The 18,498-nt window shown below is 63.5% G+C and carries 11 protein-coding genes; 5 read left to right on the top strand and 6 right to left on the bottom strand.

All coding sequences use genetic code 11. From position 1 onward, the window contains the following. Positions 1–3: 3 nt before the first annotated feature. Positions 4–2,337 carry a putative bifunctional diguanylate cyclase/phosphodiesterase gene (locus tag JQ628_RS14425; protein WP_212223250.1) on the bottom strand — a complete coding sequence of 778 codons (2,334 nt, stop codon included), beginning with the start codon at positions 2,335–2,337 and terminating at the stop codon, positions 4–6. Positions 2,338–2,762: 425 nt separating this feature from the next. Here JQ628_RS14425 and JQ628_RS14430 point away from each other — a divergent pair, with 425 nt between their 5' ends. Further along, complete coding sequence (locus tag JQ628_RS14430) at positions 2,763–3,755, top strand: fatty acid desaturase family protein (RefSeq protein ID WP_212223251.1); 993 nt, start codon at positions 2,763–2,765, stop codon at positions 3,753–3,755. Positions 3,756–4,005: 250 nt separating this feature from the next. Then, positions 4,006–6,921, top strand: a complete 2,916-nt coding sequence (locus JQ628_RS14435; RefSeq protein WP_212223252.1) for an ATP-binding protein — start codon at positions 4,006–4,008, stop codon at positions 6,919–6,921. Here the strand turns inward: JQ628_RS14435 and JQ628_RS34855 are convergent. The 4 genes from JQ628_RS34855 to nagA form a co-directional block, all read right to left on the bottom strand. Continuing rightward, on the bottom strand, positions 6,896–10,363 hold the full coding sequence (locus JQ628_RS34855) for a Dyp-type peroxidase (RefSeq protein WP_212223253.1): 3,468 nt from the start codon (positions 10,361–10,363) through the stop codon (positions 6,896–6,898). The two genes, JQ628_RS14435 and JQ628_RS34855, sit on opposite strands and share 26 nt — an antisense overlap. Positions 10,364–10,479: 116 nt before the next feature. Further along, positions 10,480–11,247, bottom strand: a complete 768-nt coding sequence (locus JQ628_RS14445) for a hypothetical protein (RefSeq protein WP_212223254.1) — start codon at positions 11,245–11,247, stop codon at positions 10,480–10,482. 289 nt (positions 11,248–11,536) lie between these two features. Next, positions 11,537–12,742 (bottom strand): aspartate kinase, encoded by a 1,206-nt coding sequence (locus JQ628_RS14450; protein WP_212223255.1) that lies wholly within the window; start codon positions 12,740–12,742, stop codon positions 11,537–11,539. A gap of 7 nt (positions 12,743–12,749) precedes the next feature. After that, positions 12,750–13,919: an N-acetylglucosamine-6-phosphate deacetylase gene (gene nagA, locus JQ628_RS14455; protein WP_212223256.1), complete on the bottom strand. Its 1,170-nt coding sequence runs from the start codon at positions 13,917–13,919 to the stop codon at positions 12,750–12,752. Positions 13,920–14,035: 116 nt separating this feature from the next. Between nagA and JQ628_RS14460 the strand changes: the two genes are divergently transcribed. Genes JQ628_RS14460 through JQ628_RS14470 form a run of 3 tightly spaced genes read left to right on the top strand, consistent with a single transcriptional unit; the run spans position 14,036 to position 16,957 of the window. Then, the gene (locus tag JQ628_RS14460; RefSeq protein ID WP_212223257.1) at positions 14,036–14,959 is read left to right on the top strand and encodes a BadF/BadG/BcrA/BcrD ATPase family protein; all 924 of its coding nucleotides are present in this window, start codon (positions 14,036–14,038) and stop codon (positions 14,957–14,959) included. 34 nt (positions 14,960–14,993) lie between these two features. Next, on the top strand, positions 14,994–15,947 hold the full coding sequence (locus tag JQ628_RS14465) for an N-acetylmuramic acid 6-phosphate etherase (protein ID WP_212223258.1): 954 nt from the start codon (positions 14,994–14,996) through the stop codon (positions 15,945–15,947). A gap of 11 nt (positions 15,948–15,958) precedes the next feature. After that, positions 15,959–16,957, top strand: a complete 999-nt coding sequence (locus JQ628_RS14470) for an SIS domain-containing protein (protein ID WP_249127892.1) — start codon at positions 15,959–15,961, stop codon at positions 16,955–16,957. Between the two features lie 104 nt (positions 16,958–17,061). Here the strand turns inward: JQ628_RS14470 and tolB are convergent, their stop codons facing one another. Next, positions 17,062–18,393, bottom strand: coding sequence for a Tol-Pal system beta propeller repeat protein TolB (gene tolB / locus JQ628_RS14475; RefSeq protein WP_212223259.1), 1,332 nt, complete (start codon positions 18,391–18,393; stop codon positions 17,062–17,064). Positions 18,394–18,498 lie beyond the last annotated feature (105 nt).

An 18,498-nucleotide genomic window follows, 5' to 3' on the forward strand; every position in this document is an offset into this window, starting at 1 on the left:
ACCTCAGGCGATCGACCGCGAGGACACCACGTGCAGCGTGTCTTCCGGCACCCGGCGGCCGTGGGAGGCATTGAGGAGCTGGCGCATCCGCACCGCCGGGACCGGGCGGCTGAACAGGTAGCCCTGCGCCTCGGTGACGGTGCCGTCGGCACTGATCAGCTCGAGTTGCTCGTTGGTCTCGATCCCCTCGACCGCAACGGTCATGCCGAGGTCGGCCGACAGCCGCGCCACGCCGCGCAGCAGCGTCAGCGGCCGGTCGGTGTCGATGCCTTCGAGGAAGGAGCGGTCGATCTTCACCTTCTGTAGCGGGAAGTTATGCAGATAGGAGAGGCTCGAATAGCCGGTGCCGAAATCGTCCAGCGAGATGCGCACCCCCAGCGCGTGCAGTTGCGACAGCACGTCGTGGGTGAGCTGGGTGTTGCGCAAGAGCGAGGATTCGGTGATCTCGATTTCCAGCCGCTCGGCCGGCAGGCCCGAGACTTCGAGCGCGTAGCGAACTTCGCCCAGCACGTCGCGCTGGTGGAACTGCTGTGGCGAGAAATTCACCGCGACGCTGACGGCTTCCGGCCACTTCATGCATTCCATGCACGCCTTGCGCAGGATCCAGCGGCCGAGATCGACGATCAGGCCCATGTCCTCGGCGACCGGAATGATGTCGATCGGCGAGACCGTGCCGCGCGCCGGATGATTCCAGCGCAGCAGCGCCTCGCAGGTGGCGATCTTGCCGGACTTGAGATTGACCAGCGGCTGGTAGAACAACTCGAATTCCTCGTTGGCCAGCGCCTTGCGCAGATCGAGCTCGAGGATGCGGCGCGCCTCGACGGTCTGGGCCATCTCGTCGCGGAAGAAGCAGTAGGTGCCGCGGCCGTCGGCCTTGGCGCGGTACAGCGCCATGTCGGCGTTCTTGAGCAGCGTGTCGGCCGAAACCCCGCGCGCGGTCATGGCAATGCCGACGCTGGCGCCGATCTCCACCAGGTGATTGTCGATCTTGTAGCGCTCGCTGAGACGGTCCACGATGCGGCGGGCAAGCCCGGCGGCATCCTCGGCCGAATGGATGTTCTGCTGAAACACCACGAATTCGTCGCCACCGAAGCGGGCGACGAAATCCTCCGGCCGCAGCATTTCGCGCAGGCGGTCGGCGACCGCGCACAGCAACTGGTCGCCGCAGGGATGACCCAGCGTGTCATTGACCTGCTTGAACTGGTCGAGGTCGACGAACAACAGCGCCGACAACTGATCGGCGCCCTGCTGGGCGGCGAGCAGGCGGCCGATCTCGTCGCGGAAATTGAGCCGGTTCGGGAGCGCGGTGAGCTCGTCGTAGCGCGCCAGATGGCTGATGCGCGCTTCCGCAATGCGCCGCTCGGTGATGTCTTCCAGCAGCACGACGGCGCCGCCGCCGGCCATCGGCTGGAACGTCCAGGCCAGCGAACGGTCGCGCGACGGATCCGGATCCGTGGTGATCATGTCGCGCGTCTGGGTATTCTGGATTTCCGCCAGGATCATCTTGCCGCTGGCCGCGGAGATCGTCCCGGCGAGCACGCAGGCCTCGATGATGTCGGTAGCGCTGGCGCCGCGCTGGATGAAATCGTCGGGCAGCAGCATCATCTCGCTGAAGCGGTGGTTCATCACGGCCAGCCGGCCGTCGTCGCGGAACATGCAGAGCCCGTGCGGCATGTTGTTGAGCGCGGTGTCGAACTGGCCGGCCAGCGCGGCCTCGCGGAAGCTCGACGTCAGCGCGCGCACGAAAATGGCGTGCACAGAGAGGTTGATGCCCTTCAGGCTGAGGAAGAACAGGCCGAGCAGCGCGGCGAGGCCGTAATAGTAGACACCGCCGTGCATCACCAGCGCCAGCGACATCGGCCCGCACGCCAGCAGGATGTGGTTCTGGATGATCTTCGGATGGCCGTAATTGCGGGCCGCGCCGCCGCCGGTATAGCCGACGGTCACCGCAACGCAGAGCATGTGCGCGATCGGGTCGTTGCTGCCGAGGATGGTGATGAAGCACCAGGCGCCGAGAGAGGCGGCATAGGCCAGTGCCCAGAAGGCATAACGCGGCTCCAGCGCCTTGGCCTGGTCATAGGTCAGCACCGACGTGCGCCGCTCGTATTTGCGCATCTGGAACGCGCGAACCGTTCCGATGCCGACGATCAGGAACGCAATCGGCCACAGCAATTCATTGCCGGTCTTGAGGGCGGTCATGACCGCGGCGATGGCGGCGCAGACACCGCCAAGGAACATCGGCCAGAAGTTCTGGCACATGGAATCGATGAGCGCCGCGTAAAGTATCGGCTCGAGCTCTTCGCGACTACCGCGGCTCTTTTGATCGACCAACTGCATCGGGGCGCACGAACGTCCTTCCTGGGTCCGTACTTCTACCTCTGCGAGATGAAGTCTTTCTGAGCGAACATCGTTAGCAGGACGTTGCTTTTGAAAAATCACGCACGAAATTTGCTCGAAGATTCAGCAAGCTAGGCAAAGCTTGCCGGGCGCTTCTCATCGCGTGCGCGGCGCAGACGCAGGGGTGGCGCGGCGAGATCCGTCAGCGCGCTCCCGTGCCGGCGTTGCGTGGGGCCAAAAGCACCACGGGCGGCTCGCTCGCGAGGACCGATCTGGCCCCGGCCGGCAGCTTGCCAATCCGTTCAATCACCCCAAATCTTAACCACCCGTAAAGATTTGTCCTTAACCCCGGGTTAACGCGTATAGGTAGAAACGCCGTTTGGCTGTATCCTGCGCCAAAAGTGCGGTTGTCGGAGTATCTTGTAATGACCGAAGCGGTCGTGGCTCGCTCAGCGAAGCTCGGCGATTCCTGTGTGCGGGAAATCCCGCGCCTTCTCACCAAGGATGAAATTCGCGATCTTTCGAAGATCGACAGCGTGAAATTCACGGCGGCTGCGCTGCTGGAATTCAGCCTGATCGCCGCGGCCGTGTGGATCAGCGAGACCTGGTTCAATCCGGTCACCTACGTGCTCGCCGTCATCGTCATCGGTTCGCGCATCAACGGGCTTGGCGGGCTGATGCACGACGCCGCGCATTACCGCGGCTATGCCAACCGCGCGCTCAACGATTTTGTCGGCGAACTGCTGGCGCTGCCGACTTCGAGCTCGATGGCGGGCTATCGCAACACCCATTTCGCCCATCATCGCGAGCTGAACAGCGAGAACGATCCGGACTGGCAGCGCAATGTCGGGCTGGCGGAATTCGAATTCCCGGCGCCGCCGCGCAAGGTGCTGATGTACATCACGCAGTACCTGACCGGCCTGAAGACCGGCACTGCGGTGTTCGGATTCCACAAGAACAAGGAAACCCGCGACATCCCGGCGGCGGTGGCCCGCGCGCGGCTGTTCTTCTTTGTGGCTCTGCTGTTCGCCTCGATCATGCTGGGCTTCTGGAAGATCCTGCTGCTCTACTGGATCGTCCCGCTGCTGACCGTGTTCCTCGCCATCCGCTATATTCGCAACGTCGCCGAGCATTATGCGGTCGAGCACGAGAATGTGCTCAACGAAAGCCGCACCGTGCTCGCCCCGCTCTGGGAGCGCTGGCTGATCGCGCCGTGGGGTTTGAACTACCACCTCGAGCATCACCTGTTCCCCAGCGTGCCCTGCTTCCGGCTCGGGGAATTGCACCGGCTGCTGATGACGCGCGAGCCCTATCCGCAGATTGCGCACATCACCCGCGGCTATTTCAGCGGGCTGCTGCGCGACTGCGCGAACGAGCCGCGCAGTGGCGAGATTGGCGCTCCGCAGGCGGCCGCCTAGGCGTGTGCTGATAAATCCCGGATGGTGCCCGCGGACGGCTGTCGGCTTTACCCCCGGATGCAGACGACTGTCGGAGGGGTCGGCGATCCGCCTTGGGCCGGAAGCGGACATCTCGGCCTGAACCTGCCGTACGTCGAAAAGCAAGCTTCTCCGCCCCTCCCCCTCGGCATATGGCAGGCTGCCCACCGATCTGGTAGAAAACGATGACTTGCGCGGGATGGCGGGAGCTTAGCCGATGGCTGACAATGTATTGCCGGTCGAGCGCAACATCATCACAATCCTTGCAGTCGACATGGTCGGCTCGACCCGCCACATTGCCGGGTGCGATCCAGAGGATGCCCAGTCCTTTCTCGACCTGTGGTACGAGCATATCCGCATAGCGGTCGAACGCGCCGGCGGGCTGATCGTTCACTACGCCGGCGATGGCGGCATTGCGATGTTCGGCTGGCCGAGCTCGTTCGAGGACCATGCCGAGCGCGCCTGCCGGGCAGCCTGGGACATCACGCAGACGACCGGAGCAATCGGGCCGCAGGGTGGTGATGTGTGCTTCCGCGTCGGCGTTCATAGCGGGCTCGTCGGACTGCGTCAGGCCCACCTCCAGGGACGGTTTCGCTTCGACATCGCCGGCTCCACCGTGCACATCGCTGCCAAGCTGCAACAGAAGGCGAATCCCGGCGAAGCCGTCGTGAGTGCCGACGTCGTGAAGCTCTGTAGGTCCTCGCGACCGGTCGTGGCGGATTGCGATTCCTTGATCTCATCCGATGGCATCAGCGTGCCGGCCTTCATCCTGAACGAACGACCGAAAGACGCTGTCGACAACGATATTGCGCGCCGGTATCGACAACCGATCGTCAACCGAAGCGATGAACTTGCGGTCATTCGCGAGAATTTGCCGCGTCCCGGTGGTCCCAGCAGATCGATCGGTCTTGTCGGCGAGCCGGGGATCGGAAAGAGCCGCCTTGCTGCCGCCGCCGTCACCGACGCGATCGCGCTCGATACAAAGGTATTGGTGTTTCAGGGCGATGCGCAGAAGCGCACCACACCGTTCGCCGCCGTGCGCGCGCTGGTCGACGATCTTCTCGGTCAGAACGTCGCCGCATCGAGCGATCGCCTCCGGCTCGTTCTCGGCGGCCGCGGCCTCAATGAGGAAGACGTGCTCATTCTGGAGTCGCTGTTCTTTGCCCCTGGGCCGCGCGGAACAAGCCAGCCGCGCAATCGGACGGAAACCGAGATTGCACGGGCGCTGGTGAATGCCTGCCTCGCACTGGCGCCCTCAACCCGCCCGACCTTGCTACTGATCGAAGATCTTCAGCTGATCGACTCGGAGAGCCGACTGTTCCTGCAACTGCTCGCGCGCGCCCCCAAACCTGAACAGCCGATCTGTCTGCTGCTGACCGGGCGGCCCGAAGCGATCAACGAGGCGCGCGAAACGGCCGATACGCTGATCGTTCTGGAGCCTCTGACGCGGTCTCACATGGAGCACCTTGGCCGGCAGCTTTGGTCCGGCGGCGCGCCGCCGGCGGCTGTGCTCGCACATGCCATCGACCGCGCCGAGGGCGTGCCCTTCCTGCTGGAGGAATTCCTGCGTTCGATGGAAACATCAGAGACGGCGGCCGGGCAAAACCTTCCGCAAAGCGTGGAGTCGGTAATCCATGCGCGGCTACAGCGGTTGTCGCCAGGCGCCAAGACTCTGGCGCAGGCGCTCAGCCTGCTGGGTGAAAGCGTTGAGGTCGATCTTGCACGGGCCGTCCTCGATGCGGATCTGCCGATGCTGCTCAACGACCTGGCCGAGCTCGAGCGCTACGCGTTCGTTCACCCGCTGGCCGGCAACTCGACGTCGTTCCGCCATCAGATCATTGCGGTTGCCTGCTCCGACACGCTGACCCGCGAGCGGCGCCAGAAGCTGCATCGCGCGGCCATCCGGGAAATCATCTTGCGGCATCCGAATCTCAGCGGGCGATATCAACAGCTGGCGTTTCATGCCGTCGGCGCCGGCGAGGATCCGATCGCGCTGGATTACCTCTGGAAGGCTGCCTTGGAAGCATTTCGTGGGTCGGCCGCGGTATCGCTCAATCTCATTTTCGATCAGGCGCTTCAGGTCATGTCGCGCATGGGTGAGGCAGCGGAAAAAAAGTACGTCGATTTCGTTTTGATGGCGTTTGCCCCGATGCTGCAACTTGGCGAATTCAGGAAGATGAATGAGCATCTGCCGCGAACGATGGACTTGGCGCGTCGTCACGGGCTCCCGCATCAGGTTTGCAGCCTGCACTCCCAACTCGGAATGATCTGCTGGTTCGAGGGCCGCTACGAAGAAGGGCTTCGGCTGACCCGCGAGGGACTCCAAATGGCGAAGGCGCTCAAATCGCCGGGCCTGATTTTCGCCAATCAATTCATGATGGCCAATGCGCTGCACGGCATGGGTCAAATCAAACAAGCCATCGAGGCGCTAAAGGAGTTGGATGCGTTCCTCACCGGAGACCTTGAAAACGCAAGACTCGGTTCAGTGGCCCTTCCCAAATCGCTGGTGCCCGCCTTCATGAGCTGGTTCATGAACGCAACTGGCGAGTATGCCGAAGCACTCGATCACGCCTCGCGTGCTCTCGAAATAGCCGTCCGTGCTCAGGATCCCTATTCGGAGGTACTGGCTCGCAATACGATGGGCCGAAACCTGCTGTTGTTGCGCCGTAACTCCGAGGCTGTGCAATGCTTTGCCATTGCGCGTGAGCTGAGCGATCGCAATGGCTACGATGCGATCAAGGCGAATCTGACCGGCGCGGCGGCCGCGGCCCTTGCTCGCACTGGCGAAGCGCGGGCGGCGGTGCGGCTGGTCGAACAGTGTCTGCACGACGGATTTCATCGCCGAACCGGCCAGATGGAGGTTGGCTGGCTCTACGCCGGCTACGCCGAGGCGCTGGTCCGATGTGGCGAGCACGAACGTGCCGTTGAGGCGCTAGAGCGCGCGCTGGAAATCGCGCACGGCCTGAAGAATCCCTGGCTGCTGGCCGATTGCCTCGGCCTGAGCGCGCATCTGCTGACCGAGATCGAGCCCGGCCATCCCCGCATCGCCGCCGATCTGGCCGAGCAACGTGAGACCTGCCAGCGCTTTGGCGTCGCCGTCTGGACGATGGATCCGGCGCAGCCTACTGCTTTGGCGCAACATGCGTGAAGCGGGCCGGAAGTCCGACTGCGACACCGACCAGCTTGACCGGCTCACCGGCAGCGCCCGCTATCCTGCGCAGACCCTTCAGCCGCCCCGCACTGAGCATGCATTCCCGCAGCACGGCCATTGACACGCGGTCGCGGCCCCAGCACTCGCGCTCGGATCCGCTCTCGTTGAAGAGCAGGTAATCCTTGATTTTGCGATTAGCCGGATCGAATGAAATCAGGTGCGGCTTTGGAAAGACCCGCCCATCCAGATTGGCCGCTACGATCAGCGCTCCCACCCAGTCGCCCTGCTGGATGGTCGTGTCCCCTGGCAGCGGGGTGGTTCGCTCGCAATGGCGCATCCGGACGGCGAGATTGGGGTTGAGCCGTTCGGCCTCGTAGATCAGCCGCGCTACGCCGTCACCGCCAGGAAGTACCTTGAGCAGGGAAGCCAGATCGATGCGGAGTTTGAACAGGGTGCCCATCACGGAAGCGAAGGTAAGCGGGATGGCGGCCAGACTGGTCCCGGCAATCTCGAGCAGAACGACGGAGACGTCCTTGTAATAGGCAGCCGACGCATCAGCTCCAAACGAACTGTAGAACCTGACGATATCGGCATCCTTTTCGATCTTGATGAACGCTTCAAGCAGTGTCTTTGGCTTGCCGACCGGGCCGGCGAGCCGCCGCAACGCCAGCAGTCCGTCGATGTGATTCAGCATCTCGGTAGCGGCCTGGCGCGTCACTACATGCAGCGGCGCCTGCGACTGGATATTGCCGACGAGGTCGGCAAGGACGAGCGTCGACCAGACCTGCATGGTGGCAAAACCCTGATCGTCCGGCCGCTCGCCCACCAGGGACGCCAGCCAGTCCGGCGGCAACTCACCGACATGCTGACGCGCGAACGGCAGCGATGCGGCAAGCTCGGTCAACCAGCGTGGCCCCGGCGTTCCATAGAGCTCGCAAAGCAAGGCATAGGTCGCCCGCGAGGCGAGATCGTGCACGAGATCTATACGCCGCGCCTGGGCGGTTCGCCGGATCGCCATGTCGAGCGCCTTGCACACGATGTTGCTCAGGACATCCTCGAGCTTCTGCCCGTCCTGCTCGTAACCCCGATAGAGCGCTAGCCAGGCTGCGTTGAGGATCGACTTGAGGCGATCCCGCGTTGGTCCGGTATCGACCGCGACCAGCATATCCTGTCCACGGGTGATCAAGCGTGCCGTATCGCGATACTGCTTGACGGAAAAGGCGAGCCGCCCCTCCTTGTCATCGTTCTTCAGAACTGCGGTGACATGCGCGTGCTGGCCGACAAAGCTGATGTGTTGTTGGCTGCCGTCAAGCGATGGCGGCAGCGGCACGCGGACCACGGCGGCGGTCGAGGCGGCGAGTATCTGTGCGCTATAGCGCTGTAGCCGGTCCCGATCGAACAGCACCGACGTCAAAGCATCGGCCATGGTAAAGCCGCCAAAGGGAATTTCTTCTCGCTCCGGCTCGAAACGCTTCCCTTCCGAGATCAGCCTGATCGCCCCAATGCCTGGCGCGAAGAAGTAGTCGCCACCGCGCGTAATGACGAAACGCGGCATACGGGTGATCGGGGCGATCGCATTGGCTTCGAGGAAGCTGTCGCCAATGGTCCCGTCATGGGCGCCTGTCAGTGGGCAGCGCCCGAGTCCCGCCTGCCCAAGAAACTCGCCGCGGTTGATCCAATCCGCCTGGATTACCTCGAACTGGAGGTCGATACGCGAGTTCGCCGCAATGAAGAGCAATCCGCGTTTTTCATTGTCGACGGTTCCCTCTTGCAGAAGCGGGCCGCCATAGCTGATCCCCCGGCGCAGGATCCGGTGTCTTCGAACGTCATCGCGGCCGCCAATATCGCGCGGATTGGCACGGCGAATATGCGCCTGTAGCGGACATTTCGCGCCGCGCGGATCGTCCGCGGCATAGCGAAAATCGTTCAGGCTTGCTTCCAGATGTCCTGCGCGCGGGAGTTCTGGCGACAGAACGAGCGGAGTGCCGTCCTGCCAGCGTCCAACCATTTGCGCAGCGAGCGCATCCTGGCCCTCGCGATCGGGCCGATGATGCTGTAGGAAGGCCCGAAAGCCGGCGACGTCCTGCTCCAGCTTGCGAAAAACCAGAAACGTTGAACCCACGGTGAGTTTGCGGCTGATCGGCGCGCGCTGCTCCTCGTTATCCTCATCCAGCAGGCTGAGGAAAATTTCGCCCGGCGCGATCGGCGTCCAGGTGCCGTTGCGGCTCGCCGTTCCGCCACCCGGCGCGGTATCGCCAAGGCCAAGATCGATAAAGGGTTGGCTCAAGCCGTCGCGAAAACCGAAGTGCTCGACCCGCTCGTCGGTGTCGACCATCTGACCGTGGTCGTTCACATGATATGGATCCTGACCGAGCTCAATATGAAGTATTTCGAGGCCGAGTGCGCGAAATATCAGCCGCAGCCAGAACCGGAGCAGGTCGCCGCGGTTGTCGACCGGATTGTTGAACGCCGCAACGTCCGAGCGCAGCGCCTTCCAGAACGATTCCTCGCGCGGAAGTTTGTCCGTGGCTGCGAAGCCGCCCGTGAAGTAACCGTGAATGCTCGGCAGTCCCAACTCGCCTTCCCAGTTTTCGGGGGCGCTTGGGCCGGTGTCGTGAAGTCGCTGGGCACGCGCAGCCATACCCTGCTTGAATGGATCGGGAAAGGACGCCAGCGTGACCTTGTCAAGCTTCAGCGCCTCGAGTCCCGAATAGGCGAACGCGATATTGATCGGCGTCGTATCGGCGGGAATGTCGGCGTCGGCATTCACATTGCACTCGGCTTCACCACGGATGACTCCCGCCTTCACCTGATTGCTCTGATTGGACATCGCCAGCGCGCATTGCCGCAACAATTCGTACAGGGCGACGATCGCCAGGGACGAACCGCCTTCGGACAGCCTGCCCAGGCCCTGACCCATCTCCTTGAGAAGCTCGGCGTAATTCTTGGGATCGCCGTAGAACTCCAGCCATCGCGAAAGCGGCTGCAAGTTCAGTCGCTGGTCCGCGTGAAGGTTGCGGACCCACGTGCTCAGATTGCCCAGATCGATTTTCAGGGGTTCCGCAGCGGTCGCCGCCAAAGCACCTTTCGACCCGCTTGACGCCGCGATCCATCTGGTCAGGTTACCCAGCAGTGCGTTCTTGTCGGCCGATGCCAGGACCTTGAGCCAGTCGAGGAAGGCTTGAGCCGGATCGTCAGGCGACCGCGGCGAAGCATCCCCCGGCGGGATATCGGCAAGACGTTGATCGACGACACCCGCATTCGCAAACGAGGGCTGGGCGAAATCCAGCCAGAGGTCCCGTTCATTCCTCTTCTTGTCGTCGTCGTTGTCGGATGTCGTCCTGGCCGCTGCCTCGATGCGTCTTATCGTTGCGTCGAACTCGGCTTGCGGAAGGATGCGGAAGAAAAAGAACAGCGACCAGTTGCGGGTCTTCGTCACTTTCTCGTTGTCGACTTCAAATTCAAACTTGGAGGCTCGCAACAAGTTGGCCTGTATGTCATACGCCTCCAAGGAGGCTGGGCCGGCTTTGCTGACTTCAGTCATCTGTCCCGCCTTTATTTGCTGGTCTTGAAAACGCCTCCCGCCGTCGGGAAGTCACTGGCGCGCTGCTGGTTTTCGCGCAGAAATTCGTCAAATAATTCGTCGATCGAGCCAACGCGCTGCCCCGGCGCCGGCCGCACCCGCGTCACGAACGCGTCGAAGCGTCGCTTGAAATCTTCAAGCTGCTTGATGCGGACCACCGAAAGATTGGAATATGGCGCGTAAAACAAGTTCGTATTGATTTGATATCTTCGAACCCACAGCCAGAAGCGCTCGAAATTGACCGACGTGGGATAGCCTTCGCAATTCTCGAACACACGGTCGAAGTCGCTGCCGATAAACTTTGCAATCTCTCGCATATAGACCTTCAGATCGCCGTCGAATTCGACGAGCGTGAGCAGAAAAGTGCGCAAGTCGCCCTGCGGCATCGTGCGCGTCTCGGCCGCGTAGTCGTCGATCGGCCTGGGCACACGACCGCCGCCCAATGTCTTCGGCAGGTCGGGATCGCTCTCGTACTCGACCTCCGAAAGACGGGAATGGAGCAGATATTGCTCAGGCCGGATCAGGATCAGGCGCCCGAAATGTATCGCCGGTATCCTGCTAAGTTCGGTCGGCAGTCCACGCCGGTGCCGGTCGGCAAGATTGTCGATTACCGCGACCAAACGCTCTTCATAGGTGCGCCGCTCCGTTGGCACGGTGCCCTTCTTGACGGGCGCGAGAACCGCGATCTCGGTGATCCCCCCGACTGTCTTGGACATTGCCCAGTTCAGTTGCTTGCGCAACGCCCCGGAAACGGCGGCCGCCTGCGGTGCTCGGCTATCCATTCTGCCCTCGACGCTGTTGATCGATGCTATGGCCTATCCAGAGTGGCACTGAATCGAAAACGGCGCCAGCGTCACTTCGCGAAGCACGATTTGAATGCCGCCGGATCGAAAACAGAAGGCGGCCATATTGGAAACTACTCGAATGTTGAGGACTGAAGTCAACCTGAAGTTATTGTAACTGATAGTATTTTCTCAAAAACCGACATCGGCCGCGCCTCGTTATTTCCGCTTTGAGCCGTGAGTGGACTTAAGCCGGTATTTGCACGAGCGAGTGCAAAGCTCGCACCGCTTCCTCCCGGCGCTCTACCGGCACAAACAGACTGACCGAATGGGGCGACAGAACGTAGTTGTCAGCGGCAATCCCGTGCTGGCCGAGAACCTGCAACGCCCTAAACGGCAAGTCGGACGAAGCGCCGCCGAAACAGGTCAGGCTTACCGAGCTCGATGCTTCACGCTGCCGGCGCAATTCCTTGGCCCCTTCCAGCGCGCGCAACAGCGCATCGAGCCACTCCCCGTCGCACGTCAGGACCATGCTGGTCGTCCCGGCGGTGAAATGTGACGCCAGCAGTTGCGGCCATGACAGGCTGTGCCGTTGCAAAAGTTGGGCGAACTTTTCAAAACCTTGATTTAGATCAACGGAATCGATCTCCACGTGCTCGATGCGCGCGATCGAATTGACAGCCAGAACCTTCCCGCTTTCCATGCCCGCGACCTCCTTCGTCACCCGCGTGCTGTGCTCGCCTCCGCCCCACTGCTTCAGGACCAGCGGCACATTTTGATTTTGCGCCAGCTCTACGCTGCGAAAGTGCAGGACCTTCGCGCCCCAGAAACACATCTCGGACAGCGCCGCGAAATCGACCTGGCGGAGGGATCTTGCATCGCGCACGATGCGCGGATCCGCCGAGCAGATACCGTCAACCTCCTTGATGATCTCGCAGCGTTCGGCCTTCAGGGCCGCAGCCATCGCCACCGCCGTGGTATCGCTGCCACCGCGGCCAAGCGTGGTGATTTCCTTTGTGGTGGGATTGACGCCCTGGAATCCCGCCAGCACCACAACGCGCCCGCGATCGAGTTCCTCGCGGACGCGAACAGGCCGCACATCCGCAATGCGTGCGGCGGAATGGGAGGCGTCGGTCATCACGCCGGCCTGGCTGCCGGTGAAGCTGATGGCGGGCACACCGAGATCGGCCAGCGCCATGCTCATCAGGGACATGCTGATGCGCTCGCCGGTCGTGAGCAGCATGTCGAGCTCGCGGCGATTGGGACGGGGGCTGACTTGATACGCCATCTCGATCAACTGGTCGGTAGTCTTGCCCATGGCGGAGACGACCACCACGACGCGCTGGCCTTGGCCATGCAGATCGGCAAGCTTCCCGGCAACCGAGCGGACCTTCGCCGGTGTTTCCAGGCAGGCGCCGCCATATTTCTGCACGATGATGGGGTCGTTGCGCATCTCTGCCTCAGTGCAAAGCTCCGCTCGTCTCGCATATCGCGCCGATGCCAGCCACCCAGGTGTCGACGACTTCGAAGTTTGCGTTGAAGGCGACGAGGTCGGCGCGATAGCCGGGCGCGATCCGGCCAAGCTCGGAATCAAGGCCGAGAAAGGCTGCCGGAGTCCGCGAGGCCATCATGAGCGCATCGGCGAGCGGGACCTCGAGAAGGGCGGTCGCGTTGCGCACGGCCTCGATCATGGTGAGGTGAGCCCCCGCGAGCGTGCCGTCGGGACCGGTCAGACGGTTTTCATGCAAGGTGATTTGTCTGCCCTGCAACGTGAATTTCGTTTCATTGGTCCCCACCAGGGGCATGGCGTCGGTGACCAGCATCAACCGGTCGCGGCCCTTGCAGCGCAGCGCGATCCGCAAACTGGCCGGATCGACATGGATGCCGTCGCAGATGATGCCGGCAAACAGCCTGTTGTCGTCAAGCGCGGCCCCCACCAGCCCCGGCTCGCGCGCGCTGAGCTGCGACATGGCATTGAACAGATGGGTCACGCCGGAGACGCCGCGATCGGCGGCCTGCGCGGTCTCGGCCGATGTGGCCTCGCTATGACCGGCGGAGAGGTGCAGTCCGGCGCCGATCAACTCGTCGATCATGGCGACGGGCACGCATTCCGGCGCCAGGGTAACCAGCGAGCGGCCGCACCGGCCAAAGCTCTTGATGGCGGAAAGATCGCGGCCATTGGGCACGCGTATTTCGGACTCGGGGTGAATGCCCTTGCGCGACCGGTTCAGCGCCGGCCCTTCGAGATGAAAACCGAGCACGCCGGGAATTCCTGGGGATGCCCGGGCGACGTTGGCCAATTGCTCGATAATTTCGGTCCGGTCCGTGATCAGCGTCGGCAGGCAGCCCGTGGTGCCGGTGCGCCGGTGCGCCTCGACAATGCGCCGCACGCCGGCCTCCGTCGGCTGGTCGTTGAGAAGAACGCCGCCTCCTCCGTTCACCTGAACGTCGATAAATCCCGGGGCAAGGATCACATCGGCAGGAAGCTGAACAGTCGCGCCGGCTGCCGGCTCACCGAAGCTGACGCTCTCGATCCGGCCTTGCGAAATCCTGATCGCGCCGGGACCGCGCATGTCACTGCCATCGAAGATGCGCTGCGCCGCAATCGTCAGTGAAATGGAATGGCCCATCAGCGTTCATCCGGCCGCTGCGTCACGAACTGTTGAGACTGGTGTCGTAGATTGGACCATATGTATTCAAGGTGGCGCTGAAAGGACCCGGAAAGCAACCCTCGCGTTAACATCCGATGGGAACAAAAGGTACCACGTATCTCGGCATTGACGGCGGCGGAACCCGCTGCCGCGCCCGTATTGAGGACGAGGGTGGCCGGCTGCTCGGCGAAGCAAGCTCGGGACCCGCGACGACGCGGATTGGCATCGAGAAGGCATGGCGGTCCATCACGGAGGCGACCGAGGCGGCCGCCGCCCAGGCCGGCCTGACGCGTAACGATTTTGCGCGGATGCACGCCGCCATTGGCCTGGCCGGCCTCGGCCGCCGCGGCGCGGAGGCCGCGCTCAACCAGCTCGCGCATCCCTTTGCTTCCATCGTCTTCATCAGCGACGGCATGGCGGCGTGTCTCGGCGCTCACAGCGGCGCTGACGGCGCCATCGTCGTGGCCGGCACGGGTTCGGTCGGGGTCGGCCTGATCGGCGGCCGCGAAATCCGCATCGCCGGCTACGGCTTCCCGGTCTCCGATGAAGGCAGCGGCGCCGATATCGGCCTACAGGTCGTGCGGCTCGCGCTGCGCGCCGCGGACCGGCGCTCTGAGCTCACGCCTTTACTTTCGGAGGTGCTGGGCGCATTCGACACGGATCCTTATCAGGCGGTCGCCTGGTCCGAGGAAGCCAGGGCCACCGACTACGCCGCCTTCGCGCCGATCGTGTTGCGACACGCCAATCTCGGCGATCCCGTCGGGCGCCGCATCGTCGAGCGCGCGGCCGACGCGATCGGCGATTTGCTCGATCTGTTCCTGGCGCGAGGCATTGACCGCCTCTCGCTGGTGGGGGGCCTTTCGGAAGCCATCACGCCCTGGCTGACGCCGGACCTGCGGAATCGCCTGAAGCGTCCGGACGCCGATGCAGCGGCCGGTGCATTGCTGGTGGCCCGAGGACGGCTCACCCTGCCCACAAAGGACATCAACCATGAACAGGCTGCGAAATTCCGCGTTTAGAGAGGCCTGGATTAAGGGAGCCTGGACCAGCTACATGGCCACCGAAGAAGTCGACCCGCGCTTTGCCGATCTCGACGCATGGCAGCTTTCTTCCGCGATGGAAGCCATGTGGGAAGGCCAGCTTGCGGCCATTGCGGCGATCGGCCACGCGCTACCGGCGATCACGGCGGCAACCGAAGCCGCCAGGAGCGCGCTCGGCGATCACGGCCGCATTGTCTATGTCGGCGCAGGCACCTCGGGCCGCGTGGCAGTCCAGGACGGCGCCGAGCTTTCGCCGACCTTTGCATGGCCCAACGCGCGGGTCTGCTTCATCGTCGCCGGCGGCGAGACGGCGTTCGTCACCAGCATCGAGGGCGCAGAAGACGATGTCGACGATGCCGTAAAGCAGGTCAAAGCCGCACGGCTGACGCCGCACGACGTGGTGATCGCCGTTTCCGCCAGCGGCACGACGCCGTTTACGGTGGCGGCGCTACAGGAAGCCGGCTCGTCCGGTGCGGTGACGATCGGTGTCGCCAACAATCCCGGCACCGCGCTGCTGGAAGCGGCAAAATTTCCAATACTGGTCGAGACCGGGCGCGAGCTGATCGCGGGCTCGACGCGAATGAAAGCAGGCACGGCGCAGAAGGTCGTGCTCAATCTGATCTCCTCCGGCATCATGCTGCGGCTCGGCCGCGTCTTCCGCGGCATGATGGTGAACATGCAGCCGACCAACGCCAAGCTGAAGCGGCGGGCGGAGGCGATGGTCGCGCAGATCGCCCATTGCGATGCGGCGCAGGCAGCGCACGCGCTCGAGCAAGCGGAGGGCGAGATCAAGACCGCCGTTCTTCTGGCGTTGGGTGCAGAGAAGACCGAAGCAGAAACCATCCTGAAGCAATGCGGTGGCAACCTTCGGCGCGTCCTTGCCGAGCTCGCCAAGGAGAGGCCTGCCAAGACTCTTGCCAACAAGACCGCCGGGCCGCGTAAGCAGGGCGGAGCGGTTGAGCCGTGACGATATCCGCGATGGCGAACGAAATCGGGGAAAGCGCCGATGTCGCCGCCGGAATCGTTCGCAGCCGCGACGCGACGCGCGACATCGCGCAACGGCTCGGGATCGGCTCCGCGCCGCTGTGCGTGGTGTGCGGCCGCGGCAGCTCGGGACACGCCGGCATTCTCCTCCGATATTTGGTCGAGACGCGGCTTCGCCTTCCGGTCTCGGCCAGCGCTCCCTCCGTCATCACGGCGTTTCGCACACCATTGAAGCTGCGCGATGCGTTGTTCATCGTGACCTCGCAATCCGGACGCAGCCCGGATCTCGTGGAGGCAACGAAGTCTGCGCGCGCGGCGGGCGCTCGCACCGTCGCCATCGTCAACGCAATCCCCTCGCCGGTGGCAGAAGCGGCGGAGTTTGTCATTCCCATCGGAGCCGGGCATGAGCACTCCGTTGCGGCGACCAAGACCGTGATCGGCTCGATGGCCGCGGGCGCGGCGCTCGTTGCGGAGCTTGCCGATGACGGCGCGCTCAGGGGCGCCCTCGACAGGCTGCCCGAGCGCCTCACCCACGCGCTGGCGCTCGACTGGTCCCGCATTGCCGATGATCTCGCAAGCGCATCGGCGGTGTTTGTGGCGGGGCGGGGCCTTGCGTTGGGCTCTGTGCGGGAGATCGCGCTAAAACTTTCCGAAATCCTGCGCCTTCCTTCGATCGGTGTTTCCGCCGCCGAGCTACAGCATGGCCCGCGTGCCGCGTTATCGTCGCGCACGCCCGTCATCATGATGCGACTGATGGATGAGACGGCCGCCACGGTGGATGCGCTGGCAAAGGAATTGCGTGCGCAAAACATCGCGCTGCATCTCGCCGGCGGTCCGCTCGGCTCGTTGCCGTGGCTTACCGAGGACGATCCCCTGACCGACGCGATCACCATGCTTGTCCCAGCCTACCGGATGATCGAGCAGGCCGCGCGCGCCTGCGGATTCGACCCGGATCGCCCGCCTCGTCTCAGCAAGATCACGGAGACCTTCTGACAAACGGACGCCAACGCAGGGCGTGACCTCGTCTCCGTCATGGCCGGCTTGTCCCGGGCATGATGAGTCCGGTTGGGAAAGACCGGTCGGTTGGCCGTTAGTTTCTACGACAGCAGCGGCGACCACGCCGGATCGGAGGCGAAGCCGGGCGTCGGCACGCGCTGCTCGTTGCGGCCGGAAATATCGACCGTATAGAGCGACGGCCCGCCGGCGCCGCCGGGTTCGCGGAAGAACATCACGACGCGGCCGTTCGGCGCGAAGGTCGGCCCCTCATTGTGATAGCCCGAGGTAAGGATGCGCTCGCCCGAGCCGTCGGTCTTCATGATGCCGATGGCGAACTGCCCGCCACCCTGCTTGGTGAAGGCGATGTAGTCGCCGCGCGGCGACCATACCGGCGTGGAGTAGCTGCCCTCGCCGAAGGAGATGCGCTGCGCCTGACCGCCGCCGGCCGGCATCACATAGATCTGCGGCTTGCCGCCGCGGTCGGATTCGAAGCACAACCGCGTGCCGTCGGGCGCATAGCAGGGCGAGGTGTCGATGGCCGGCGTGTCGGTCAAACGCGTCGTGGTCTTGGAGCGCAGGTCCATCACGAACAGATTGGAATTGCCGCCCTGTTGCAGGCTCATGATCACGCGCTGGCCGTCCGGCGAGAAGCGCGGCGCAAACGACATGCCCGGGAAATTGCCGACGATCTCGCGCTGGCCCGTCTCGATGTTGAAGAGATAGACGCGCGGGTCGCCCTGGCCGAATTCCATATAGGTGATTTCCTGGCTCGACGGCGAGAAGCGTGGCGTCAGCACCAGATCAGAACCTCGCGTGAGGTAGCGGACATTGGCGCCGTCCTGGTCCATGATCGCCAGCCGCTTGACGCGGCGCTCCTTGGCGCCGGTCTCGTCGACGAACACCACACGGCTGTCGAAATAGCCCTTTTCGCCGGTCAGGCGCTCGTAGATCTGGTCGGAGATGATGTGGGCGATGCGGCGCCAGGATTCCGGCGAGGTGTAATATTGCTGGCCGGTGAGCTGCTGGGCGGTGTTGACGTCCCACAGGCGGAATTCCGCCTTCAGGCGCCCATCGGGCTGCCGGGTCATGCGGCCATTCACCAGCGCCTGGGCGTTGATGGTCTTCCAGTTCTGGAAGTTCGGCGCCTGTTCGATGTTGATGTTGCGATCGATAAAGGCGGCCGGATCGATCGGCGCGAACAGCCCGCTGCGCTTGAGGTTGTTGGTGATGACCTGCGCCACGCCGACGCCGACTTCGCCGTCAGCCGGCGTGCCCGGCGCAAAATTCGGGATCGCGATCGGCAGCGGCGCGAAATCGCCCTCGGGAATGACGACGCGCTTCTGGGCGAAGGCATCGCGCACGGGCGTGCCGGCGAGCGCGCCGAGCGCGGCCATTCCGGAAATCACTTGCCGGCGGTTCAGGCGAAACGGCATTTCACGCAATCCATCTTTGTAGGTCATGGCAACAGGGCTGATGATAAGGCGTTTTCACAACGCTGTGTGTTACGGCTTCTTCATCCGGGCGAAAGTGACTAACAC

It is taken from the genome of Bradyrhizobium lablabi (genome assembly GCF_018129385.1).
GTDB classification, from domain to species: Bacteria; Pseudomonadota; Alphaproteobacteria; order Rhizobiales; family Xanthobacteraceae; genus Bradyrhizobium; species Bradyrhizobium lablabi_C.